Source organism: Roseateles sp. P5_E8 (genome assembly GCF_054177665.1).
The window spans coordinates 1-23,941 of the sequence record NZ_JBGCUM010000050.1 but is presented as its reverse complement, the minus strand read 5'-3'; the positions used below and the strand labels follow the sequence as shown (position 1 = coordinate 23,941).

Below are 23,941 nucleotides of genomic sequence, written 5' to 3'. Positions count from 1 at the left end.
GCTTGTTGCACCGTCGCTCCCCATCCTCATCACCGCGCTGGACGCGCGGTTGCAAGGGGACGGTAGCGAGGGCTAGCGTCTCGGGCGTGCTGCGAACGCGATGCCTAGAATTCGCCCCCACACGTTGGACCCACGGGGCCACGCCAGGGAGCAGCGCGGATGAAGACCAACGAAATCGAGGTGTTGCAGGGCACCATCGCCATGCTTCAGTCCCAGCGGGCGACGTTGGGGGGCACGCTGGTCGATTCAGCGTTGGCGCCATTGCTGGAGCAACTCCATCAGCTGACGTCCCAGGCCGCGCCTGCCGAGCCCGTGCGCCGGCTGCGCCAGGTGAGCGTGCTCTTCCTCGACCTGGTCGGCTCGACGGAGCTGATCCGGCACCTGGACCCTGAAGATGTTCAGTCGGTGGTGGACGGCGCGCTGGCGGCCTTCACCACCCTCGTCACCCAGCATGGTGGCGAGGTGCTGCGCTACGCCGGTGACAGCCTGAAGGCAGCCTTCGGCGCCGACGTCACGCGCGAGGACGATGCCGAACGCGCGGTGTGCTGCGGTCTGGCCTTGCTGCAGGAAGCGGCTCAACGCGGCCAAGCCGTGCAGAAGGCGTATGGACTGGCCGGCTTCGATGCCCGTGTCGGCGTCCACACGGGGGCGGTGGTGCGGGGTGGTGGCGTGGAGCAGGCCAACAGCCTCAGCGGCCTGGCCGTCAACGTCGCAGCACGCATGGAGCAGGCGGCACTGCCAGGTAGCCTGCGCATCAGCATCGACACCTACCGGCTGGTGCAAGGCCGCTTCGACGTGCTGGAGCAGCCGGCCCTGCAGGTCAAGGGCCTGCCGGAGCCGATGCGGACCTTCCTGGTGCAGGGCGTTCGTGAGCGGAGGCTGCGCGGCCTGCGCCATGGCGCGGACGGCGTGACCACCGCCATGGTCGGCCGCGCTAACGAACTGGCCCGTTCGCATCAGGTGGCCACTGCCGTGTTTACGCCCGGCGGCGGGCTGGGCGCGGCCACCGTGATCGGCGATGCCGGCCTTGGCAAAAGCCGCCTGCTGGCCGAGATTCAAGCCACGCTGCCGGAGCAAGCTGGCGCCCTCTGGCGCGCCAGCAGCCACCCCCAGGCGCTGCACCAGCCCTACGGCCTGCTGCGCGACCTGCTGTTCTGGCAACTCGGCGTGCGTGACAGCGCCTCGCAGGCCGAGGCGCAGCAGACCTTTGCCGCCGCCCTGCTCCCGGCCTTCGGTGCGGCGGCCGATGAGCAGACCGCCCTGCTGGGTCAACTCATTGGCCTGGACTACAGCGCCAGCCCCTTCATCGCCGGCATCCTGCGCGACGGCAAACAGTTGCAGAGCCGCGGCTTGAATGCCTGGGTGCGCTACCTGCAGTCGCAGGCCGCCGTGCAGCCCCTGGTTCTGGTGCTGGACGACTTGCAGTGGGCCGACGACGAATCCCTCAATGCGCTCGATCATTTCGTGGCCACCGTGCCAGAGTTGCCGCTGCTGCTCCTGTGCGCGGCCCGCCCCGAACTATTGGAGCGCCGGCCGCAATGGGGCGAGAACTGGCCGGGGCACGAGCTCATCGAGCTGTCGCCGCTGACCGACCAGGGCAGCGATGTGCTGGCCACCGCCCTGCTGACGCGCTTCGCCGCGCCGGTGCCGACACTGCAGGCCCTGCTGGCTGAGCAGGCCGCCGGCAACCCCTTCTACATGGAGGCGCTGTTGCAGATGCTGGTGGACACCGGGGTCATCGAGACCGCGGGTGAGCATTGGCAAGTGCGGGCCGATGGGCTGCACGGCGTCAAGGTGCCGGCCACGCTGGTGGGCGTGCTGCAGGCCACGTTGGACGCGCTGGACGCCGAGCAACGCCGCAGCCTGCAGCAGGCCAGCGTCGTCGGCGCGCAGTTCTGGGACGAAGCGCTGGCAGCCATCGACCCGCAGGCGCCCGAGCAGCTCTCCGGGCTCAGCCGGCGTGAACTGGCGCTGCCGCAGGCGCAGAGCGCGTTCGAGGGCGCACGCGAATACAGCTTTCGCCACCACCTGCTTCACCAGGTGACCTACGGCACCGTGCTCAAGGCCGACAAGCGCACAGCGCACGGCCATGCCGCGCGTTGGCTGCAAGGCCGCAGCCCGGGTCGCGAGAACGAGTTGGCCAGTCAGATCGCCGAGCACTTCGAGCGCGCCGGCGACACGGAGCAAGCCATTGCCTACTGGTTGCGTGCCGCCGAGGATGCGTCGAGCCGGCAGGCTGACACCGCAGCCATCGCCCACGCCGACCGCGCCCTGGCGCTGGACGACGGCAGCGATCTGCCGCGCCAGGTGCGCCTGCATCTCGTGCGATGTGACGTCTTCATTCGCGCAGGCGACTCGGTCGGGCATGGGCAGGAGCTGGAGATTCTTGAGACGCTGGCCGACCGCACTGACGACGACGTGCTGCGCCTGACGCTGGCCAAGGATGGGGCCTGGCGCCTGTTGATGGAAGCGCGTTTCGAAGAAGCGGTCGCACTGGCCGAGCCCCGCCTGGAGCGCGCAGAAGACCGCGCACCGCGCGAAGCTGGACGTGTGCGCAATGTGACCTATTTGTGCCTGACCCGGCTGGGGCGGCACGACGAAGCCCTTGTCCACGCCCTCAAGGGCCTGGAGCACGCCCGGGCCGCCGGCGACGACAACTGCGAGGGGGCCATTCACAACAACATGGGCGTCTTCAACGTCCAGGTCAACCGCATGGGACCGGCACTCGCCCATTACCAGCGGGCGCTCGACGCCTACCAAGCGGCACGCAGCCGCAGAGGCGTCGCCAACGTGCGGATCAATCTGGCTCAGGTCGAAATGAACCTGGGGCGCAATGCAAACGCGCGCGACCTCTTGCGGCAGGTCGCGCAGGAGTGCCGCGAGATCGGTTCGCGCAGTTTGGAGGCCATTGCCTGCACGAACCTGGGAGAGGTGCTTTGTGAGCTCGGCGAGGCCCAGGACGGTTACGACGCCGCGCTGGAGGGGTTGCGCCTGGGGCGCATCAGTGGCGACAGCAGAGTCCAGGCCTATGGGCACCAGAGCGCGCAACTGGCTGCGCACGCGCTGGGCCGCTTGTCGGAAGCGCTGGACCACGCCGAGGCGGCTGGCGCTGGCTTCAGGGCCGACAACGACCTGGGCACGGCGTGGGTCAACGCCAGCGCAGCCGTTCGCTACCTGCACGGCCTGGGCAGAAACGAGGAGGCGCTTGCGGCAGCGGATGCGCTGCTGGCCGAGGTGGCGGCGCAGGGCGGCTGGGACGGTGCGTTCGAGCCGCCCTACCAGCTGTACCGCGCGCTGGCGCCGCTGGGCGACCCTCGCGCCGATGGCCTGCTGGCGTCCTCGTACAGCGCCTTAACTGCCCGGGCCGACCTTTTCGCCGAGTACGTGCCACGCGACAGCTTCATGCAAAGCACCATGGTCGCCCGAGGCATCTGCGAGCACTGGGCTGCGGCCCAGGCGGGCGGCGCGGCCCCGGGATAGTCAACTGACGCGCACGCATTGGTGCTCCATCAGGCGTTCGCGCTTCGTCCAGATCGAATATGGGTTGTCCACCGGTGGGCAAAGGGAACATTGCCATCGGCGGCCGCCTCGTCCCCGTGGGTCCAACGTGTGGGGGCGGATTCTGGGCATCGCATTCGCAGCACGCCCGCGATGCTCGCCCTCGCTCTGCTGCCTTGCAAGGCGCACACGCCAGGTGCGACACCGGTGGCGGTCGAAGTTTTACATGATCTTCAGCGACAGCATCCATTCGCTGCCGACGCGCCGGCTGCCCGTGTAGCCGGCCGCATAGCCGGTCGACAGCACCATTTCATACCAGTGCAGCACGCCCAGCCGCAGGTCGATTTGCGCGCCCAGCGACACATGGCGGCTGCGCTCGCGCCGGCCCGGGTCGGTCCACAGGGCGGTGGCAAAGAGTTGCGGCCGCAGCCAAGTGAGGTGCAGGTCCGGCACGCCCACCGAGTCAAACAACAGGCGCGGCAGTTGCAGTTCGAACTGCTGGCGCAGGAAGGACTGGCCCGAGATCGCGTCGATATCGAACCCCGGCAGTGAGAGCGACTCGCGGTAGCGCTGCACACGGCCGTTGTCGACCCAGTTGTTGCCGAAGCTGCCGAAATAGAAATTGGCCAGGGTGTTGCTGYGATCGCCCTGGCTGGCACCGGCCGCCGTGCGCGACCACAGTGACGCGTGAGGCCACGGCAACGCGAAGCCCAGGTCTACCCCACCTTGGAACTGCGGCATGACTTGGCGGTTGGCGCTGCGCAAGGACAGCAGTGCATCGGCCGCCACGCCCTTCTCGTCGTCCACGGCGCCCAGCGAACGGCGCATGTCGCTGAACTTCAGGCCGAGCTCGGCAGTCGTCAGCGTGCTCGAACCCGCGGTTGCAGTCTGCGCGCCGGGCAAGGTGTCGATGCGGGTGTAGCGGGTCAGCTCCCAGCGCAGGTCCAGCCGACGCGGGGTCTCTTGAATCAAGGGCTGGTCGTAGCCCAGTTGCGCCTTCCAGCCCTTGCGGCTGCGCTGGGTGGGGCCGAACAGGTCGTAGAAGTCGGAGCGGTTCCAGGCCAGCACGCCCCGCCAGCCCAGGTAGGCCGCTTTGGCCTCAGCGTGTAGCTGCTCGCCGGCCGGCAGGCGCTTGTCCGGCGTCACGGCCACGGTGAGGCTTGCGCTGGCGTAAGACAGCCAATCACCGACGTTCAGCCGGTAGCCCAGACCCACGGTGTTCCGGTAGCCCTGCAGCACCGGATAGGCACTGAGCAATTCCAGGTGCTCCAGCGGCCGGTAGATGCCGCGCGCGGTCACCAATGCCTCGTCGTCCACCGAATTGGGTGAAGCGACCTGCCAAGTCTTGAGCACAGGGTGCTGCGCCACCAATTCGGTGCCCAGGAAGCGGATCGAACTTAGCGCGCGTAGCGGTTGCGGGTCCAGCAGCGACGGCAGCAGGCCCTCGCCGGTGAAAGCCAGCACCATCAATTTCCCGTCTTCGCGCGGCAGCGGCCGGAACAGGCCCACCTCGGCATTGCTGACCGGCACCGTGCGGCCTGTGGCGGGCTCGAAGCGGAAGATGTTGGACACGCCCGTGTAGTAGCTGCTGCCATACAGGGACTGGCCGTCTGCTGAAAAGACGAATCCCTCCGGTGCAGCCTGGCCGAAACTGGCCTGGGCGATGGTCTTCAGGCTGCCCGGTTCCTGCACCAGATCGGGCAGCGACCAGACGCGCAAAAACTGTTCGCCCTGCGGCTCGCTGACCGATGCGGAAAGCTGTTGACCATCGGGCGACACATCCAGGTCGGAGGGCACCACGCCGTACGGGAAGGTGTGCAGCGGCTCCCAGCGTGTGTGCGGTGGGGCCATGCGCACCAGGGTGGCCAGGCCTCGGTCGTGTCGCACGCCGATGAGCGACCCATCGGCACGGTTGAAAGCCAGCTCTCCGATGCGGGCTTCCTTGAGCAGCTGGGTCTGTTGCCCGCTGTCCAGGTTCAGCACCATCAAGTCGCGACGGTTGTAGTTGCGCGTGGTGTAGAAAATGCGCCGGCCCGCAGGGTCATAGGCCAGTGAGCTGACGCCATACAGCGTGCCGCCCTGGATGTCGGTCAGCCGCGTCACGGTGCCGTCGCGAAGGCTCATGGCACCGATGTGTTCGACGATGCCGGCCTGGCGGAATGCGCCGTAGACGACTTGGCGCTTTGCATCCAGGAACATGCGCGAGCTGGAACCGACGGCCCGCGCAGTGAGCGGCAGCAGCGGTGTGATCGGCAGTTGCCGCACTCCGGCCAGGTTGGCGCGTTGAAAGGCCTGCTCAAAATTGATCCAGTGCTGCCACGCGGTGTCGAGCGGCACACCGAATACCTGTTCGAACGCCGCGGCGTAGCCGCGCTGGCTGCCCTCGTCGCGGCGCAGCCAGGTGACGACCTTTTCAGGCGTGTGCTCGTGGGCCAGCCAGGTGAAGAAGCGCGTGCCGTACAAGTAGGCGTTGGCACCGGCCTGAAAGTCCGAGCGCATGCCGCGTGTGGCCAGGCCGAGTGGGTCGTAAAACCGCGCGCCGTCACGGACCATGCCGCGGAACACCATCTCGTCGTAGCCACCCTGGGCCCGGCCCAGGCCGCCGCCCATCCAGGTTTCCATGAACACGGCGGCACCCTCCAACAGCCAGCGCGGTGCGGTGAAGCGCGGTGTGCTCAGGTAGCTGTAGACCAGCGACTCCGGGTTGTCGGGCTGCGCCTCCACCTTGCCCTGCAGCAGGCGGCGCCAGAAGCGGTCTTGTGCATTGGCGACGTCGCCGGTGGCAAGGTGCACCAACTCATGGTTCATCAGCGAGGCCATGCGCTCACTGCCGGGGTTGGTGTCGAAGGTATTGGCGCTGGGCGATACCTCGGTGTAGAGCCTGTTCAGTGGCGTGACGCTGGCGCTGGCGATGCTTTGATCGGTGAAGTCCTTGAGCAGAACCGTGGGCTTCTCCGACGGCACCCAGCCGAATCTCTCCCGCTGCCAGCGCACTGACGACGTGAAGGTACGTACCGTGTGCGGGGTCAAGTAATCCAACCGCGGTGACTGGAAAACCAGCCGCACATCGGGCGTCTCTAGCCAGTTCAGGCCGAGCGGATCGCTGGGCTGCGCCCAACTCGGCGATGCCACCATCAAACCCGCACCGATGACGGCGCACACACACGAGCAGATCAATCGCCGCACAGACTCTTCCCCTGCTCGATGAGCCATCGTTGATCGTAAAAGCAGATCTGCCAGCAGTGACGCTGGCAGATCGAGGTGAAGGCTTGGCCCGTTGCCGGCCTGCCTTCACGAGCGACAGCTCGGTGCAGTCAACGCACCGTTGCGGGGCACTCAGCCGCCTGAAGCAACCCGCTCGGCAGCCACGTTGTCGCCACGGACACGAAGCTCGGCAGCCACGTTGTCGCCACGCACACGAAGCTCGGCAGCCGCGTTGTCGCCGCGCACACGAAGCTCTGCGGCCACGTTGCCGTCAGGCGCACGCTTCTCGGCGGCCACGTTGCCGTCACGCGCACGAAGCTCGGCAGCCACGTTGCCGTCAGGCGCACGGCGCTCGGCAGCCACGTTGCCGTCACGTGCACGAAGCTCGGCAGCCACGTTGCCGTCGCGCGCACGAAGCTCGGCGGCCACGTTGCCGTCAGGTGCACGCTTCTCGGCAGCGACGCTGGCAGCCTCAGGTGTGCGGTCGGCCACACGCTGTGCCTGCGGCGCGGCCGGCGTTGCAGCGTGCAGCTTGATGGCCGCAGCGCCTTCCTGCACGGCGCGATAGCGCTCGGCGGCCACCACGCTGCCCTGCAAACCCTCGGGCTGCGCATAAGCGCTGGTGAAGGCGGTGGCGCCGACGGCGATCAACGCAGCGGCACTCTTGACAATGGTCTTGCGATCGAAGTTCATGTCTGTTCCTTGAAAGATGCTGCTTTGGCACAGCGGTTGTTTCTGACTTCAGCCAAGCCCTGCATTGCTTTGTTCAGGACCTGTAGACAAATTCTGTGACCGCACAAGCCCGGGGTGCGATGCACGTTCAATAGTGAACATGCGAGGCTTGGCTGCGGCCTGAAAGCGCCCACATTGGTCGAATTGGCCAGGCACGGCGACACACGCCACTGGGACGCTGGCGTGAAGGTGGTGACCCAGGGGGACGCCGCCGACTGCATGTTCATCGTGCATTCGGGTGAGTTGCGCGCGTTTGTGATGGGCGAAGGCGGGCGGGCCGTGGAGCTGAATACGCTGGGCCCCGGCGAGATCTTCGGTGAGCTGATGCTGAAGGGCGAGCTGCGTTCTGCAACGGTGGAAACGTTGACCGCGTCACGCCTGACCTGCGTGACGCGCGCCCATGTCGAGCGTTTGCTGAAAGAGCGGCCCGACATGGCCCTTGATCTGATTCAGCGCCTGGTCGAACGCGTGCGCACCTTGACGCAAACCGTGCGCAACCTGGGGTCGATGGACGTATACCAGCGTGTCGTCGGCCTGTGCTCGATGTTGGCCAGGGAGCACGAGGGCCGGCTGTGCATACGGGGCATGAGCCAGCAGCGTATTGCACAAAGGGTGGGCGCGTCGCGCGCCATGGTCAACCGGCTGCTGCAGGACCTGGCGCGCGGCGGGTACATCGAGCTTGAGCGCGCCTGCATCGTGCTGCTTCGCCCGCTGCCCCCGCGCTGGTGATCGCCTCGCCATCAACAGCACCGCCCCGCCACCGTCCCCTGCCTTGAGCGACCGGCCACCGCCGGCCAGCTGTTCCATGGCATTGGCTGTCATCGAAGCTCAGCGCGACGTGCTGGGCAACCACGTGACCGGCTGCTGCCACCCAATCAATTTCGGCTTTGGGCACAACGCTGCCGTCGGAGGCGGTTGAGAAAAAGGGCCGTAACGGGTCGGGAGCGCCATGCCAACGCTTCGAGCAAGAGATGTTCCGGTGCGATTTGACGGCGATAGCCGCGGGCGGCAAGGCTGGACGACCGCAGCACCCTCGACACTGGTCGTTGAAGCCGTCTCTACGGGGTTCGGCCGCTCATACCTTGGCGAGGAAGGCCGCCGCGTCACCCGCCTCACACTTCCAGTCTGCGAAGACCCCGACCAGATTGCATTCCACGCAGCGGCAAGCGATGTAGTACCAGCGCACGTCATGTGTGCCCTCGTACACGGAGACGCCGGACATCAGCTCGAACACCTCGTTCTCGCACACGCACTCGTGCGCCTCGGGCGCGGCTTCTTCAACGTAGTCCCCGCTGTCGCCCATCAGGTGCTCCTGCCCGCAGTCGGTGCAGGTGCGGATCGCCACGCCGGCTTCTTCATCGGTCTGCAGCGCGAAGATTCGGCACCCGCAATCGCACTTGGACGCAGCAAACCGGACGGCCTCATGGCGATTCGCAACGCTGTAGCTGCGCAGCTCGGCTTGGGTGTCGCCGGACGTCGTCCCGTACCAGAACTCGCCCTTCTTCGTCAGTGCCATTGATGCTGCTCCATTCTTCAAGGTGGGCTTCCCGGCAGGGCTGACGCCAGGCTCGCCCCGATCATCTGGATTTTGCCTGGAGACCCGGCGAGTCGTCGTCAAGGACACGGGTCGGGGTGGCGCGGTGGGTGGGTTCAAGATGGCGCACTGACCTGCCGACAGGGAGGCACACTGGCTGCATGAATCCTGAAGACCTGCTCAAACTCGTTGCCACCGAGATGCCCTTCGGCAAGCACCAGGGCACGCTGATCGCTGACCTGCCGGGCAACTACCTGGGCTGGTTTGCGCGTGAGGGCTTTCCCAAGGGTGAGATCGGGCGGCTGCTGGCGTTGATGTACGAGATGGACCACAACGACTTGCGCGACCTGCTGAGGCCGTTGCGGGGCGCGCGGCGATGAAGCGCAGGCTGCTGGCCGTGGCCTTGCTGCTCGCCAGCCTCGCGGCCGGCGCCGAAGGCAACAACCTCTTCACCGTCGTCCGCGTGGACGCCGACAAGCTGCGCCTCGTCTCGCAGGACGACAAGGGCCAGCCGCTGCGACGCCTGGACCGGCTCGCGGCCTGGCTGAAGCCTCAGGGCAAGACACTCAGCTTCGGCATGAACGCCGGCATGTATCACGCGGACGGCGGCCCGGTCGGCCTGCTCGTCATCGACGGGCGCGAGCTGGCGCCGCTGAACCTGGACGACGGCAAGGGCAACTTCTTCCTGAAGCCCAACGGCGTCTTCCTCATCGACGCCAACGGTCCGCGAGTGATCGACGCGGTGGACTACCCGGCCGCGCACGAAGGCGTGCGCTACGCCACGCAGTCCGGCCCGCTGCTGCTGAAAAACGGCCAGATCCACCCGGCCTTCCGGCCCTCGTCGGCGTCGCGCTACATCCGCAACGGCGTCTGCGCCATTGGGTCCACGACGATCTTCGTCATCAGTGAGCGGCCCGTGACCTTCCACGAGTTCGCCAGCTTCTTCCGCGATGAGCTGCATTGCCAGGATGCGCTCTATCTCGACGGCGCCGTGTCCAGCCTCTACTCGCCCAAGCTGGGCCGCAACGACCGCTGGCACGAGCTGGGACCGCTGTTCGGCGTGACGGAGTAAGCCACGCTTTCGACCGCCTGAGCCTCGCGCTCGGCGGTCTGTCGGAAGTGCGTTTGCGGCCCCGCAATGCCTGCCTAACCTGCGTCCATTCGCATACAGGAGGCGGCCATGCTGCAGATGGAAAACGTCGTCAAGACCTTCGGAAAGATCAACGCCGTGGACGGGGTTTCGCTGGACCTCAAGCCCGGCGTCGTGGGCCTTATCGGCCACAACGGCGCCGGCAAGAGCACGCTGATGCAGATGCTCGCCACGCTCACCAAACCCAGCAGCGGGCGCATCCTGCTGGACGGCAAGGACATCGTCGCCAAGCCTGAGCTGATGCGCCAGCGCCTGGGCTATCTGCCGCAGGACTTTGGCGTCTACCCACACCTCACGGCGCTGGAGTTCCTTCAATACTTTGCCGCGCTGAAAGGCGTGCGCGACGCCAAGCGCCTGCATCAGCTGCTGGAGCTGGTGAACCTGCATGAGCAGGCCCACCGGCCGGCCGCCGGTTTCTCGGGCGGCATGCGCCAGCGCCTGGGCATTGCGCAGGCGCTGCTGAACGACCCCGACGTGCTCATCGTCGACGAACCCACCGCGGGCCTGGACCCCGAGGAGCGGCTGCGCTTTCGCCACCTGCTGGGCGACCTGGGGCGGCAGCGCCTGGTGATCGTGTCGACGCACATCGTCTCGGACGTGGAGAACATGGCCGGCCACCTGGCCATCATGAAGCAGGGCCGGCTCGTGGCCTTCGAGACGCCGGATGCGGTGCTGGCGCGTGCGGCGGGCAAGGTCTGGACCGCGCTGCTCGCGCCCGCCGCCTACGAGGCGCTGCGCGACCAAGTGCAGGTGCTACAGGCCCAGCCGCAGGGCGGGCGCGTGCAGGTGCGCATGGCGCATGCGTCGCGGCCTTGCGCGGGCGCAGAGCTTGTTAACGCCAGCCTTGAGGAAGCGCTGATGGCGCAGCGCTACGCCGACGCACGGGTGGCCGCATGAACGCCGCGTTATTGAAAGCGCTTGTGCTGAATGAATGGCGGCTGCGCAGCCGCCGCATCAGCACGCTTGTCATCCTGCTGGCCGTGGTGGCGGTGAGCTGGCTGATGGTGCTGGACCCGAAGAGCGGCGCGGCCATGATGGTCACGCACAAGCAGCGCTTCGCTTATGAGAGCCAGGCGCTGGCCTTCGCCACCACGCTGCTCGCCTCGCTGCTGTTCGGCCTGGCGGGCTTCTACCTGGCGCGCGGGCGCAGCCAGGAGGACCTGCGCTGCGGTACGGCACAAGTGCTGGCCGCCACGCCGGTGACCAACGCGCAACTGATGGGCGTGCGCTGGCTTGGCGCGTTCGGCTTTCTGTTCTCGCTGGGCACGGTGGTGATGCTGACGGTCTGGGTGCTTCAGCTCGTGCGCGGCGAGGGGCCGTTGCAGCCGCTGCCGTACTTGCAGATGCTCATCCTCGGCCTGGCGCCCGGCCTGATGCTGTGCGCCAGCCTGGCCGTGCTGGCCGACGCCTGGGCGCCGCTGATGGGCAAGCGCGGCGACGCGCTGTACTGGGTTCTGTGGATGGTGCAGTTCGCCTTCATCCCGGCCTCGCTGGGCAATGGCGCCATCCACCTGAGCGGCTGGCAGGTGTTCGACATCAACGGCGTGTCGCCGCTGCTGGTGAGCCTGGGCCAGTTGCTGCATGTGACCAGCGTGCAGGTCGGCGGCGGGCCGTTCGACCCCACGCTGCCGCCGCTGCACATGCCCGAGGGCCTGTGGAGCCGCGAGCTGGTGGCGCTGCGCCTGGGCTCCATGATGCTGGCGCTGCTGCCGCTGGTGCCGGCGGTGCTGGCCTTCCACCGCTATGCGCCCGACCACGTGAAGACGCGCAATGCGTCCGGCCGTTGGCAACTGGTGCGGGCGCTGCTGTGGCTGCTGCAACCGGTGATGCGCCCCTTCACCCGCGCGCTGGGCCTGCTGATGTGCGTGGCCGCGCGCCTGCCCGGCGTGCCGGGCCGCTGGCTGGCGGACGTGAGCCTGGTGCTGCTCAGCCAGCCGCTGCTGGCGCTGGTGATGCTGGGCTGCGCGGTGGCTTCGGCTTTCGTGCCCGCGCCAGCCTTGATGCCCCTGCTGGCCGCGACGCTGGCCGCCTGGGGCATGGCGGTGGCCGACGTGAGTTCGCGCGACCTGCAAAGCGGCACGCTGGCCCTGGCCAGCGCCGTGCCCGGCGGCGTGCAGGAGCGCGGCTGGCGCCAGCTGCTGGCGGCTCTGGGCCTGGGCCTGGTGTTGAGCGCACCGGCGCTGCTGCGCTGGGCGGGCAGCGCGCCGCTGCGGGCTGCGGCCTGCGTTGCCGGCCTGCTGTGCCTCAGCGCAGCGGCAGCGCTGCTGGGCCGGCTGACCCATGGCTCGCGTACCTTCCTGGCCTTGTTCCTGTTCGGCCTATATCTGAACCTGCAGGACACGGGCGTCGCTGCGCTGGACATGCTGGGCCTGAGCGGTGTGGCACAGCCCGCCAGCGTGGCCGGGTTTGCGGCGGCAGGTTTGCTGGGTTTGGCGGCACTGGTCGCGGTGTCGCGTCGGACGTGAGGGCAGGGTCATCGCCTACAGCTGCCGGCGGCTGCATGGCGCAAGCTGGATTCATCATGAACGCGCCATTCGCCATCCTCCTGATTACCGCAGCGCTCGGCGGAGCGGCCCAAGCCGACGAGTTGCCGAAGTCGCCGGCCTGCAACACGGCGCTGAAGGCGCTGGAAGACGCGGAGGATGCCCTCGCGGCGGCCAGGGCCACCGAGTCGCCCATCTCGCAGCCGGATGTGCAGCGGCGGGACGCCGTGGCCGCAAGGCTGCAGCCGCTGCGCAAGCGCGTGGCCGATGCCTGCCTGGGGGGACTCACCACCTCGCCGCCGCCTTCGCAGCGCACCTGGGCCGCACCGTCGCTCCCGCGCCAGGCGCCGGCCTTGCCGCAAGCGCGTGCGCCAGCCAAGCCGCTGGGCTCCGAGCCGCTGCTGCGCTGGGAGGCGCCCACCACCGTGACGCACTGCAACGGCGCGACCTGCACTGCCAGCGACGACTCGACGCTGACCCGCGTCGGCCCCAATCTCGTCGGGCCGCGCGGCGCCTGCCGCGTCGAAGGCGTCTTCCTGCGCTGCCCTTGAGCGGTCAGCGTTGCCGCCACCCCGGCGGCGTCTCGTTGGTGATGTCCACGGCCTGCGCACGCTCGGGTTCGAGTGGGCGCAGCTCCAGCATCAGGCCGAAGGCCAGGCAGGGGTTTTGCAAGGCCAGCTCGGCGGCTTCGTCCAGGCTGGCCGCAACGATGAACCAGTAGCCGCCCACCAGCTCCTTCGTCTCGGCGTAGGGGCCGTCGGTGACCACGCCGCGGGTGACGAGCTTGCCCTCGGGGGTCAAGCGGCTGCCGGGCTTCATGCGTCCGCTGGCGAGGTGGCCCTCGTACCAGACATAGAACTGGTCGATGGCGCGCTGGACGTCTTCGGGGCTGGCCCGCTCGTCCCATTGGCCGCGCGAAATGACGAGGTAGTCGTGCTTGGGCTTGTCCATGTCTGAATGCTAGCCGCGTCACAAACGCAGTGGCTGTTTCGTCATGGCAGGATTGACCCCAAAGGCCAGCCATGACCGACTCCCCCGCCGCCCGCGCCCGCCACTTCGACCAGGAACACGCCCGCCGCCTGCGCGCGCTGGCCTACCGCATGCTCGGCTCGCGCGCCGAGGCCGAGGACATCGTGCAGGAGGCCTGGCTGCGCTGGGCCGAGGTGGACGAAGCCACAGTCGAGCACGCCGGCGCCTTCCTGTCGCGGCTGGTGACCAACCTCTGCCTGGACAAGCTGCGCTCTGCCGCGCACCAGCGCGAGCAGTACGTCGGCGTCTGGCTGCCCGAGCCCATGCTGGAGGACGAGGCCTTGTTCGGCTGGGCACCCGGCCCCGAGAAGCAGGCCGAGTTCGCGCAGGACGTGTCCATCGCCTTCATGCTGGCCCTGGAGCGCCTGTCGCCGCTGGAGCGCGCGGCCTTCCTGCTGCATGACGTGTTCGACCTGGACTACGACGAGATCGCCCGGCACCTGGACCGCAGCGAGGCCGCCTGCCGCCAGCTCATCAGCCGCGCGCGCAAAAACGTCAAGGCCGACTACGCGCGCCGCGAGGTGGCCAAGGAAGAGGGCGAGCGCCTGGTGGCCGCCTTCATGCAGGCCGTGCGCAGCCACGACGTGTCGGCGCTGGCACAGCTGCTGAGCGAAGACGCCGTGATGATGGCCGACGGCGGCGGCAAGGTGGCCGCCGTGCCCCGCGCGCTGCATGGCGGCGCCCTCATCGCCCGCACCTTCATCGGCTTCGCGCAGATGCCCAGCAGCCGCGCCTGGCGCATGGTGCCGGCGCTGGTCAACGGCCTGCCCGGGCTGCTCGTCATCGACACTGCCGCCGGCGGGCGCCTGGTGCAGACCATTGCGCTGTCACCGGCTCAGGCTGACGGTCAGATCGGCGCCCTCTACATCCAGCGCAACCCCGACAAGCTGGCCGCCATCGGGGCGCGTGTCACAAGTGGCGAGGCTGATCCGTCTTGAGTGTGTGGCCGGCAAATCCGCCGGCCCGACAAACCCAAGGACGCCGATCATGAGCACGCACCAACCCCGCCTCGACTACTTCCGCCAGTCCGCCGACCTGTCCAAAAAGTACATGGACTTCGGCATGGCCTTCCGCATGGACAAGGGCTTGGCCGTGTTGGTGGACATCCGCGCCTCGCAGCTCAATGGCTGCGCCTTCTGCCTGGACATGCACGTCAAGCAGGCCAAGATCCACGGCGAGCGCGAGCTGCGCCTGCACCATGTGGCCATCTGGCGCGAGTCGCCGCTGTTCACGCCCAAGGAACGCGCCGCGCTGGCCTGGACCGAGGCGCTGACGCGCATCGCCCCCGAGGGCATCTCCGACGCCGCCTATGCCGAGGTGCGCGAGCAGTTCCCCGACGAGGAGCTGTCCGAGCTGACCTGGCGCGTCGCCGCCATCAATGGCTGGAACCGCATGAACGTGGCCTTCCGCAACGTGCCCGGCTCGCTGGACAAGATGTTCGGGCTTGATAAAGCAGGCCTGGCCTGATCTGGCGCAAAGCGGCCGCCGGCCTCGCGTCCTACCCTGCAACGGCGCTACTAGCCTCGACGCCCGGCAAGCCGGAGTTCAGGATGGTCTGACGTCATGGAACCCTTCCAGGCGCGTAGCGCCTTTTGGAGGATTCCCCATGGCCATGATGAAAGCCGCTGTCTTCGTCGAGCCCGGGCGCATCGTGCTCGCCGACAAGCCCATGCCTGCCGTCGGCCCGCAGGACGCGCTGATCCGCGTCACCACGACGACCATCTGCGGCACCGACATCCACATCCTCAAGGGCGAGTATCCGGTCGAGCGCGGCCTGACCATCGGCCACGAGCCCGTGGGCGTCATCGAGAAGCTCGGTTCCGGCGTGCGTGGCTACCGCGAGGGCCAGCGCGTCATCGCCGGGGCCATCACGCCCAGCGGCTGGAGCACCGCCTGCCTGTGCGGCTGCGGCTCGCAGGACGGCGCCGGCACGGCGCATGGCTGGAAGGCGATGGGCGGCTGGAAGTTCGGCAACACCATCGACGGCTGCCAGGCCGAGTACGTGCTCGTGCCCGACGCCATGGCCAACCTGGCGCCGGTGCCCGACTCCCTGACCGACGAGCAGGTGCTGATGTGCCCCGACATCATGTCCACCGGCTTCAGCGGTGCCGAGAGCGCGGGCGTGCGCATCGGCGACACGGTGGCCGTGTTCGCGCAAGGCCCCATCGGCCTGTGCGCCACGGCCGGCGCCAAGCTCAGCGGTGCGGCCATGGTGATCGGCGTCGACCGCCTCGCCAACCGCCTGCTCATCGCCACGCAGATGGGCGCCGACCATGTCATCGACGCCAGCAAGGTCGACCCCATCGAGGAAATCATGCGGCTGACCGACGGCCGGGGCGTGGACGTCGCCATCGAGGCGCTGGGCACGCAGCAGACCTTCGAGGCCTGCCTGCGCGTGCTGCGGCCGGGCGGCACGCTGTCCAGCCTGGGCGTCTATTCGACGGACCTGACCATCCCGCTCGGCGCCTTCGCCGCTGGCCTGGGCGACCACAAGATCGTCACCACCCTCTGCCCCGGCGGCAAGGAGCGCATGCGCCGGTTGATGTCCGTCATCGCTGCGCGGCGCGTCAACCTGGAAGCGATGGTGACCCACCGCTTCAAGCTCGACGACATCGAGGCGGCCTACGAGCTGTTCGGTCATCAGCGCGACGGCGTGCTCAAAGTAGCCATCACGCCGTGAGYATCCGCCACCTCGACCAGCTTCTCACACCGCGCTCGGTCGTGGTGGTCGGCGCCTCCAACCGGCCCGGCAGCGTCGGCGCGACCGTCTGGCGCAACCTGCGCGCCGGCACTTTCACGGGCCGCGTGTTGGGGGTGAACCCCAGGCACGCCGAGCTGGACGGCGTGGCCCTGGCCGCCCGCGTCAGCGACCTGCCCGAGCCGCCCGACCTGGCCGTGCTGTGCACGCCGCCCGACACGGTGCCCGGCCTCATCGCCGAACTGGGCCAGCTGGGCACGCGCGCCGCCATCGTCATGACCGCCGGCCTCACCGCTGCCCAGAAGCAGGCCGCGCTGGACGCCGCGCGGCCGCATCTGCTGCGCCTGCTCGGCCCCAACTGCCTGGGCCTGCTGTCGCCGCGCATCGGCCTGAACGCCAGCTTCGCCCATGTCGATGCCTTGCCCGGCGAGATCGCCTTCGTTTCGCAGTCAGGCGCGCTGGTCACGGCCGTGCTCGACTGGGCGCGCTCGCGGCGCATCGGCTTCTCGCACATGGTGTCGCTGGGCGAGCGGGCCGACGTGGACTTTGGCGACCTGCTGGACCATTTCGCCAGCGACCCGCACACGCGGGCCATCCTGCTCTACATGGAGTCCATCGAGTCGCCGCGCAAGTTCATGTCGGCGGCGCGCGCGGCGGCGCGCAACAAGCCGGTCATCGTGGTGAAGGCCGGCCGCGCGGGCAACGGCTTGCAGGCGGCGGCCTCGCACACCGGCGCGCTCGCGGGGTCCGACGTGGTCATTGACGCCGCCATCCGCCGCGCCGGCATGCTGCGCGTGGACACGCTGCAAGACCTGTTCATGGCGGCCGAGACGCTGGCGCACTTTCGCGGCAACCCGCAGCGCGGCCTGACGCTGATGACCAACGGCGGCGGCGCTGGCGTCATGGCGGCGGATGCCGCCGCGCTGGCCGGCGTCGAACTGCCGCCGCTCAGTGAAGCGCTGCGCGGCAAGCTGGACGCCGTGCTGCCGCCCACCTGGTCGCGCGGCAACCCCGTCGACATCATTGGCGACGCGCCGGTCGAGCGCTACACCGCCACGCTGCGCGCGCTGCTCGACGACCCTGACACCGGCACGGTGCTGTTCATGCACGCGCCGACGGCCATCGTGCGCAGCGAGGACATTGCCCTGGCCTGCGCACCGCTGGCCCGCGAGGCGGCCGGCCGCCTGATGAGCAGCTGGCTGGGCGATGCTGGCGTGGTCGAGGCGCGGCGCATCTTCGAGGGTGCGGGCGTGGCCGGCTACGACACGCCCGAGGAGGCCGTGCGTGCGTTCTCCATGCTGGCTCGCCACGCCAGCAACCAGGCCATGCTCACCGAGGCGCCCACGGCCAGCGAGGCCGGGCCGGCGGACCGCGCGGCGGCGCGCGCCGTCGTCGAGGCCGCACTCGCCGACGGCCGCGACATGCTCGACGAGCTGGAGGCCAAGGCCGTGTTGCAGGCCTACGGCATCCCGGTCGTGCCGACGGTCGCGGTCGGCCCCTCGGCTGACGATGCGGTGAATGCCGCAGCTGCCATCGGCTACCCCGTCGCGCTGAAGATCCTGTCGCCCGACATCAGCCACAAGTCCGATGTGGGCGGCGTCGTGCTGGCGCTGGCCGACGCTGCGGCCCTGCGCCTCGCCGCCGATCAGATGCTGGCGCGTGTCCGCTCGGTCAAGCGGTCAGCACGCATCGCCGGCTTCACGGTGCAGGCCATGGTGAGCCGGCCGCATGCGCAGGAGCTCATCGTCGGCGCCAGCGTGGACCCGGTGTTCGGCCCGGTCATCCTGTTCGGCCAGGGCGGCACGGCGGTGGAGGTCATGGCCGACCGCGCCATCGGCCTGCCGCCGCTAAACCGCGTGCTGGCGCGCGAGCTCGTGGCCGGCACGCGCGTGGCCAGGCTGCTGGCCGGCTACCGCGACCATGCGCCCGCCCGCATGGATGCCATCTGCGACGTGCTGGTGACCGTCTCGCAGATGCTGGCCGACCTGCCCGAGCTGGCCGAGCTGGACATCAATCCGCTGTTGGCCGACGGCGACGGCGTGATCGCGCTGGACGCCCGCTTGCGTGTTACCCGCGCGGCCAGTGCCGGGACGTCGCGCTTCGCCATTCAGCCCTATCCGGCTGAGCTTGCGGAGACGTGGTCGTGGCAGGGCCGCCAGCTGCTGGTGCGGCCCATCCGGCCCGAGGACGAGGCGCGCCACCTCGCCTTCGCCGGGCAGCTCGCACCCGAGGACATCCGCCTGCGCTTCTTCAGCCTGCGCCGCGAGCTGCCGCGCAGCGAGCTGGCCCGCCTGGTGCAGATCGACTACGACCGCGAGATGGCTTTTGTGGTGCTTGAAACGCAGCCCGACGGCACGCAGCGCACGCTCGGCGTGGTGCGCGCCATGGCCGACCCCGACAACGTCGAGGCCGAGTTCGCCATCATCCTGGCGGCCGAGGTGCAGGGGCAGGGCCTGGGCCAGCGCTTGCTCGACAAGATGGTTGCCTACCTGCGCGGCCATGGCACGCAGCGCCTAGTGGCGCTGGTGCTGCGCGAGAACGCGGGCATGCGCGAGCTGGCGAAGCAGGGCGGCTTCACACTGGATGAGGCGGGCTCGGATCGCGACGTCTATCGCTACCTCCTTGAATTGACGACAACCGCAGCGCCCACATGACGGCGGCGCTGGCGGTCGACCCATCCCTCGGCACCGCTGCGGAGGTCGCGACCACGCTAGGCACCGACCCAGAACAAGGCCTCACCGCCGCCGAGGCCGCGCGCCGCCTGGCCGCCGACGGCCCCAACACCATGCGCGCCACGCCACCCACGCCGGCCTGGCGCCGGCTGCTGGCTCAGCTGCACGACCCGCTGGTCTACCTGCTGCTCGTCGCGGTCGGCATCGCGCTAGTCGCCTGGGCGCTGGAAGGTCGCACCGGCTGGCCGGTGGACGCCATCGTCATCGGCCTCGTCGTGCTGCTGAACGCGGGGCTGGGCTTCGTCCACGAGGCCCGCGCCGCGAACGCGGTCGCTGCGCTGGCGCGCATGACGGCAGTCACCTCGGCGGTGCTGCGCGACGGCCAGCAACTGCGCATCCCGAGCGAGGGCCTGGTGCGTGGCGACGTGCTGGTGCTGGGCGAGGGCGATGCCATCGGCGCCGATGYGCGGCTGCTGCGCTGCGCGGACCTGCGCGTGCAGGAGGCCTCGCTGACGGGCGAGAGCGAGGAGGTGCTGAAAGACCCCGCACCGCTGAGCGCGCCCGCAGCGCTGGCCGACCGGCTGAACATGGTGTTCAAGGGCAGCGCCGTGGCGCAGGGCACCGGCCGCGCCGTCGTCACCGCCACCGGCATGGCCACCGAGGTGGGTGCCATCGCCCGCATGCTGGAGGCGTCCACCGAACAGCCGACGCCATTGCAAAAGGAGGTGGCGCACATTGGCCGCGTGCTGGGCATCGCGGTCGTCGTCATCGCGGTGGTCATCGTCGCGACCTTGCTGCTGCTCAGCGAGGTGCGCACGCCGGCCGTCGTGCTCAACGTGCTGCTGCTGGGCGTGTCGCTGGCGGTGGCGGCCGTGCCCGAGGGCCTGCCGGCGATTCTCTCGGTGGTGCTGGCCCTGGGCGTGCAGCGCATGGCGCGCAGGAACGCGGTCGTCAAGCAGTTGTCGTCGGTCGAGACGCTGGGCTCGGCTTCGGTCATCTGTACCGACAAGACCGGCACGCTGACGCGCTCGGAGATGACCATCGAGCGCGTCGTCACGGCCTCGGGCGAGACGGTGGTCAGCGGCGTCGGCTACGCGCCGGTGGGTGGGCTGGCGTTGCAGGGGCAGCCGCTGGCCGACGGCCCGGCGCGGGCCGAGAACATCGTCGTGCTCAGTGGTGGCAGCCTGGCCGGCAATGCCGACCTGCGGCAGGGTGAGGACGGCGACTGGCAGATCCACGGCGACTCGACCGAGGCGGCTTTCCTGGTGGCCGAGCGCAAGCTGGGCGTCGACGAGCGGCGCCAGCGGCGCTTCGAGCGGGTGGCCGAAATCCCGTTCAGCTCCGACCGCAAGATGATGTCCACCGTCGAGCGCGACCACGAGCAGGGCGACGCCCTCGTCGTCGTCACCAAGGGCGCGCCCGACGTGCTGCTCAAGCGCTGCGACCGCCAGCGTGTCGGCGCGGCCCTGGTGCCTCTGGACGATGCGGCGCGGGCGCGCGTGCTGGGCGATGTGGACCGCCTGTCCAGCGCTGCCCTGCGCACGCTGGCCGTGGCCTACCGGCCGCTGAACGAAGGCGAAGACCCGGCGCTGGCCGAGGGCCTTGAACACGGGCTGATCTTTGTTGGCACCGTGGGCATGATCGACCCGCCGCGCCCGGAAGCCCGCACGGCCATCGCCGAGGCGCGCCGCGCCGGCATCCGCGTCATCATGATCACCGGCGACCACCCGCGCACGGCAGCCCGCATCGCGGCCGACCTCGGCATCATCGAAGCCGGAGGCCCGGCGCTCACCGGCGCGCAGCTGGACGGGCTCGATGCAGCCGGCTTCGCCAACGCCGTGCGCACCGTCTCGGTCTACGCCCGCGTCGCTCCGGCGCACAAGCTGCGCATCGTCGCCGCGTTGCAGGCCGACGGCAGCGTCGTCGCGATGACGGGAGACGGCGTCAACGACGCCCCGGCGCTGAAGGCCGCCGACATCGGCGTGGCCATGGGCGTGACCGGCACCGAGGTCACCAAGGAGGCGGCCAGGATGATCCTGGCCGACGACAACTTCGCCACCATCGTCGACGCCGTGCGCGAGGGCCGCGCGCTGTTCGACAACATCCGCAAGTTCCTGCGCTACCTGCTGTCGTCCAACATGGGCGAGGTGCTGACCGTCTTCCTCGGCGTCGTCGGCGCCAGCGTGATCGGCCTGGGCGCTGGCGTAGGCGAGGAGCTGGTGCTGCCGCTGCTGGCGACGCAGATCCTGTGGATCAACCTGATCACCGACTCCGGCCCCGCGCTGGCCATGGGCGTGGACMCGCAGACCGAAGACGTGATGGCCCGTCCCCCGCGCCGGCCGGACGAGCGCGCCATCGACGCGCCCATGCTGTGGGGCGTGGTGTGGACGGGCCTGACGATGGCGCTCGCAACGCTGGCAACGATTGACCTCTACCTGCCCGGCGGCCTGATTGCGGGTGAGGGTGATCTGGCCACAGCACGTACGGCGGGCTTCACGGTGCTGGTGCTGGCGCAGTTGTTCAACTGCTTCAACGCCCGGTCGGAGACGGCCAGCGCGTTTCGCTACTTGTTCGTCAACGGCTGGCTGTGGGGTGCGATCACGCTGTCGGCGCTGCTGCAGGTGGCGGTGGTGAACGTCCCGCCGCTGAACCTGGCATTTGGCACCGCGCCGCTGAGCTTGCAGCAGTGGGCGGTGTGCGTGGGGATGGCGAGCAGCGTGCTGTGGGTGGGCGAACTGCGCAAGGCGGTGGTGCGAGTTAAACACTCTTTCAGCCCCGCATGAGGAGGCCTCAATGCAGATCAAGGTTCTAGGTTCGGGTTGCAGCAAATGCCATAACACCATCGCGATGATCGAGCGGGTGGCGAAGGAGCAGGGCGCCGAGGTCGAGATCATCAAGGTCGAGGATCACGATGCCATCCTGAGTCACGGCGTCAGCGCGACACCGGCGGTCGTCATCGACGGCCGGGTCGTGCACAGCGGCGGGCTGCCCTCGCATGCCGAGGTGCAAGCCTGGTTCACACAAGCAGCGCCGGCCGCGCAGGCGCCGGGCTTCCTGACCCAGGCCACGCGGCACCTGTTCTTCACCGGCAAGGGCGGCGTCGGCAAGACCTCGCTGTCCACCGCCGCCGCGCTGACGCTGGCCGACGGCGGCAAGAAGGTGCTGCTGGTGAGCACCGATGCGGCCTCCAACCTCGATGAGATGCTGGGCATCGAGCTGCGCAACACGCCAACGCCGGTGCCCGGCGCGCCGGGGCTGTCCGTGCTCAACATCGACCCCGACACGGCGGCCGAGTCCTACCGGCAGCGGGTGCTGGCGCAGATGGGCGCCGGCGCCAGTGACACCGAACTTTCGACGGTGCGCGAGCAACTGTCCGGCGCCTGCACCACCGAGATCGCGTCGTTCGACGAGTTTGCCGCGCTGCTGTCCGACAAGGACGGACGCTTCGATCACATCGTCTTCGACACCGCGCCGACCGGCCATACGTTGCGGCTGCTGAGCCTGCCCAAGGCCTGGAGCGGCTTTCTCGACGGCAACGACCGGGGCGCCTCCTGCCTGGGCCCGCATTCGGGCCTGAAGATGCAGGAGGAGCGCTTCAAGGCGGCGCTGGAAGCGCTGAGCGACCCGGCCCAGACCACCGTCATCCTGGTGACGCGGGCGGACAAGGGCGCGATCAATGAAGCGGCGCACACCTCGGTCGAGCTGCATGAGCTGGGCCTGCACAACCAGCGGCTGGCCATCAACGGCGTGTTCCACGCCAGTGAGCGCAGCGACGCCGTGGCCTGCGCCATCGAAGACCTGGGGCAGCAGGCGCTGGACGCGATGCCGGCATCGCTGCGTGCACTGCCGCAGGACCGCGTGCCGCTGCGCGCCTTCGACACGGTCGGCCTGCCCGCGTTGCGCGCACTGCTGACCACCGATGCCGGCCCGGTCGCGCCGCCCATGGCTTCGGCCGTGGCAGCCAGCGGCAAGCTCCCGGGCCTTGATGCGCTGGCCGACGAACTGGCCACCGCCGGGCACGGGCTGATCATGGTGATGGGCAAGGGCGGCGTCGGCAAGACGACGGTCGCTGCGGCGCTGGCCCTGGGGCTGGTCGAGCGGGGCAAGACCGTGCACCTCAGCACCACCGATCCGGCCGCCCACCTGGCCGCAACCTTGGCCGGCGACGTGCCGGGTTTGAACGTGAGCCGCATCGACCCGAAGGTCGAGACGCAGCGCTACATCGACAAGATCATGGCGGCCAGGTCACCCAAGCTCGACACGGCCGAGCGGGCGCTGCTGCTGGAAGACCTGCAATCGCCCTGCACCGAAGAGGTGGCCGTCTTCCATGCCTTTTCGCGCATCGTCAGCGAGGGCCGCAGCGCCTTCGTCGTGCTCGACACCGCGCCCACCGGCCATTCCATGCTGCTGATGGACGCAACCGGCGCTTATCACCGCCAGATGATGCGGGAGTTCGAGGGGCAGGCTGCGGCCCGCGTGGTGACACCCTTGATGCGGCTGCAGGACGCCGCGTACACCAAGATCATCCTGGTGACCTTGCTGGAAGTGACGCCCGTGTCGCAGGCCGCTGCGCTGCAGGACGACCTGCGCCGCGCCAGCATCGAGCCCTATGCCTGGGTGCTGAACAAGAGCGTGCTGGCCGCCGGAACGCGCGACCCCTTGCTGGCGGCGCGGCTGGCGGGCGAGGGCAAGCAGATGGAACGCATGGCCCATGGCCTGGCCAGGCGCCTCTTCACGCTGCCCTGGCTGACCGTGCCGCCGATCGGATTTGCCGCGTTGTCCAGGCTGGTCGCCAAGGCATCCAACGCTGAAGCACCCGCGCCTGAGCCCGCACCCGCCGGCTCCAACTGACGACACCGCAGAGGGGAACGCTATGGAATTCAAGGACTACTACGCCACGCTCGGGGTGCAGCGAAGCGCCACCCAGGACGAGATCAAGCG

General features: G+C 69.1%; 17 protein-coding genes. 13 read left to right on the top strand and 4 right to left on the bottom strand.

The features are described from left to right. Nucleotides 1-159 precede the first annotated feature (159 nt). Nucleotides 160-3,480 (top strand): ATP-binding protein, encoded by a 3,321-nt coding sequence (locus ACXRVZ_RS22055; protein WP_458232824.1) that lies wholly within the window; start codon nucleotides 160-162, stop codon nucleotides 3,478-3,480. Between the two features lie 240 nt (nucleotides 3,481-3,720). Here ACXRVZ_RS22055 and ACXRVZ_RS22050 read toward each other — a convergent pair whose 3' ends face one another. Together ACXRVZ_RS22050 and ACXRVZ_RS22045 are read right to left on the bottom strand one after the other, a co-directional pair. Next, on the bottom strand, nucleotides 3,721-6,537 hold the full coding sequence (locus ACXRVZ_RS22050) for a hypothetical protein (RefSeq protein WP_458232823.1): 2,817 nt from the start codon (nucleotides 6,535-6,537) through the stop codon (nucleotides 3,721-3,723). Between the two features lie 297 nt (nucleotides 6,538-6,834). After that, nucleotides 6,835-7,395 (bottom strand): hypothetical protein, encoded by a 561-nt coding sequence (locus ACXRVZ_RS22045; RefSeq protein ID WP_457423588.1) that lies wholly within the window; start codon nucleotides 7,393-7,395, stop codon nucleotides 6,835-6,837. A 114-nt stretch (nucleotides 7,396-7,509) separates the two neighbouring features. On the opposite strand from ACXRVZ_RS22045, the gene ACXRVZ_RS22040 reads away from it, so the two are divergent. Continuing rightward, nucleotides 7,510-8,163, top strand: coding sequence for a Crp/Fnr family transcriptional regulator (locus ACXRVZ_RS22040; protein ID WP_458232822.1), 654 nt, complete (start codon nucleotides 7,510-7,512; stop codon nucleotides 8,161-8,163). A 346-nt stretch (nucleotides 8,164-8,509) separates the two neighbouring features. Here ACXRVZ_RS22040 and ACXRVZ_RS22035 read toward each other — a convergent pair whose 3' ends face one another. Continuing rightward, on the bottom strand, nucleotides 8,510-8,950 hold the full coding sequence (locus tag ACXRVZ_RS22035; protein ID WP_457423584.1) for a hypothetical protein: 441 nt from the start codon (nucleotides 8,948-8,950) through the stop codon (nucleotides 8,510-8,512). A 179-nt stretch (nucleotides 8,951-9,129) separates the two neighbouring features. Here ACXRVZ_RS22035 and ACXRVZ_RS22030 point away from each other — a divergent pair, with 179 nt between their 5' ends. From ACXRVZ_RS22030 to ACXRVZ_RS22010, 5 genes are all read left to right on the top strand, one after another. Then, the gene (locus tag ACXRVZ_RS22030) at nucleotides 9,130-9,348 is read left to right on the top strand and encodes a DUF3820 family protein (protein ID WP_457423582.1); all 219 of its coding nucleotides are present in this window, start codon (nucleotides 9,130-9,132) and stop codon (nucleotides 9,346-9,348) included. Continuing rightward, nucleotides 9,345-10,040: a phosphodiester glycosidase family protein gene (locus tag ACXRVZ_RS22025; RefSeq protein ID WP_457423580.1), complete on the top strand. Its 696-nt coding sequence runs from the start codon at nucleotides 9,345-9,347 to the stop codon at nucleotides 10,038-10,040. Before ACXRVZ_RS22030 ends, ACXRVZ_RS22025 begins: the two co-directional genes overlap by 4 nt. 108 nt (nucleotides 10,041-10,148) lie before the next feature. Next, the gene (locus ACXRVZ_RS22020) at nucleotides 10,149-11,015 is read left to right on the top strand and encodes an ABC transporter ATP-binding protein (RefSeq protein ID WP_457423578.1); all 867 of its coding nucleotides are present in this window, start codon (nucleotides 10,149-10,151) and stop codon (nucleotides 11,013-11,015) included. Then, nucleotides 11,012-12,583, top strand: a complete 1,572-nt coding sequence (locus tag ACXRVZ_RS22015; RefSeq protein ID WP_457423576.1) for a hypothetical protein — start codon at nucleotides 11,012-11,014, stop codon at nucleotides 12,581-12,583. Before ACXRVZ_RS22020 ends, ACXRVZ_RS22015 begins: the two co-directional genes overlap by 4 nt. A 56-nt stretch (nucleotides 12,584-12,639) precedes the next feature. Continuing rightward, entirely contained in the window at nucleotides 12,640-13,152 is a 513-nt protein-coding gene (locus ACXRVZ_RS22010; protein ID WP_457423574.1) for a hypothetical protein, read from the top strand. Nucleotides 13,153-13,156: 4 nt separating this feature from the next. On the opposite strand, the gene ACXRVZ_RS22005 is transcribed toward ACXRVZ_RS22010, so the two are convergent. Then, nucleotides 13,157-13,552 (bottom strand): YciI family protein, encoded by a 396-nt coding sequence (locus ACXRVZ_RS22005; protein ID WP_457423572.1) that lies wholly within the window; start codon nucleotides 13,550-13,552, stop codon nucleotides 13,157-13,159. Nucleotides 13,553-13,623: 71 nt separating this feature from the next. Here ACXRVZ_RS22005 and sigJ point away from each other — a divergent pair, with 71 nt between their 5' ends. The 6 genes from sigJ to arsA all read left to right on the top strand — a co-directional run bounded on the left by sigJ (nucleotide 13,624) and on the right by arsA (nucleotide 23,851). After that, nucleotides 13,624-14,568 (top strand): RNA polymerase sigma factor SigJ, encoded by a 945-nt coding sequence (gene sigJ / locus ACXRVZ_RS22000; RefSeq protein WP_457423570.1) that lies wholly within the window; start codon nucleotides 13,624-13,626, stop codon nucleotides 14,566-14,568. Between the two features lie 49 nt (nucleotides 14,569-14,617). Then, a complete protein-coding gene (locus tag ACXRVZ_RS21995; RefSeq protein WP_458232821.1) occupies nucleotides 14,618-15,097 on the top strand; it encodes a carboxymuconolactone decarboxylase family protein in 480 nt (159 codons plus the stop codon). 139 nt (nucleotides 15,098-15,236) lie between these two features. Beyond that, entirely contained in the window at nucleotides 15,237-16,310 is a 1,074-nt protein-coding gene (locus ACXRVZ_RS21990; RefSeq protein ID WP_457423566.1) for an NAD(P)-dependent alcohol dehydrogenase, read from the top strand. Then, complete coding sequence (locus ACXRVZ_RS21985) at nucleotides 16,307-18,982, top strand: bifunctional acetate--CoA ligase family protein/GNAT family N-acetyltransferase (protein WP_457423564.1); 2,676 nt, start codon at nucleotides 16,307-16,309, stop codon at nucleotides 18,980-18,982. The genes ACXRVZ_RS21990 and ACXRVZ_RS21985 overlap by 4 nt, the downstream gene beginning before the upstream one ends. Beyond that, complete coding sequence (locus ACXRVZ_RS21980) at nucleotides 18,979-21,783, top strand: cation-translocating P-type ATPase (protein WP_458232820.1); 2,805 nt, start codon at nucleotides 18,979-18,981, stop codon at nucleotides 21,781-21,783. Before ACXRVZ_RS21985 ends, ACXRVZ_RS21980 begins: the two co-directional genes overlap by 4 nt. Nucleotides 21,784-21,793: 10 nt before the next feature. Then, nucleotides 21,794-23,851 carry an arsenical pump-driving ATPase gene (gene arsA / locus ACXRVZ_RS21975; RefSeq protein ID WP_457423560.1) on the top strand — a complete coding sequence of 686 codons (2,058 nt, stop codon included), beginning with the start codon at nucleotides 21,794-21,796 and terminating at the stop codon, nucleotides 23,849-23,851. Nucleotides 23,852-23,941 lie beyond the last annotated feature (90 nt).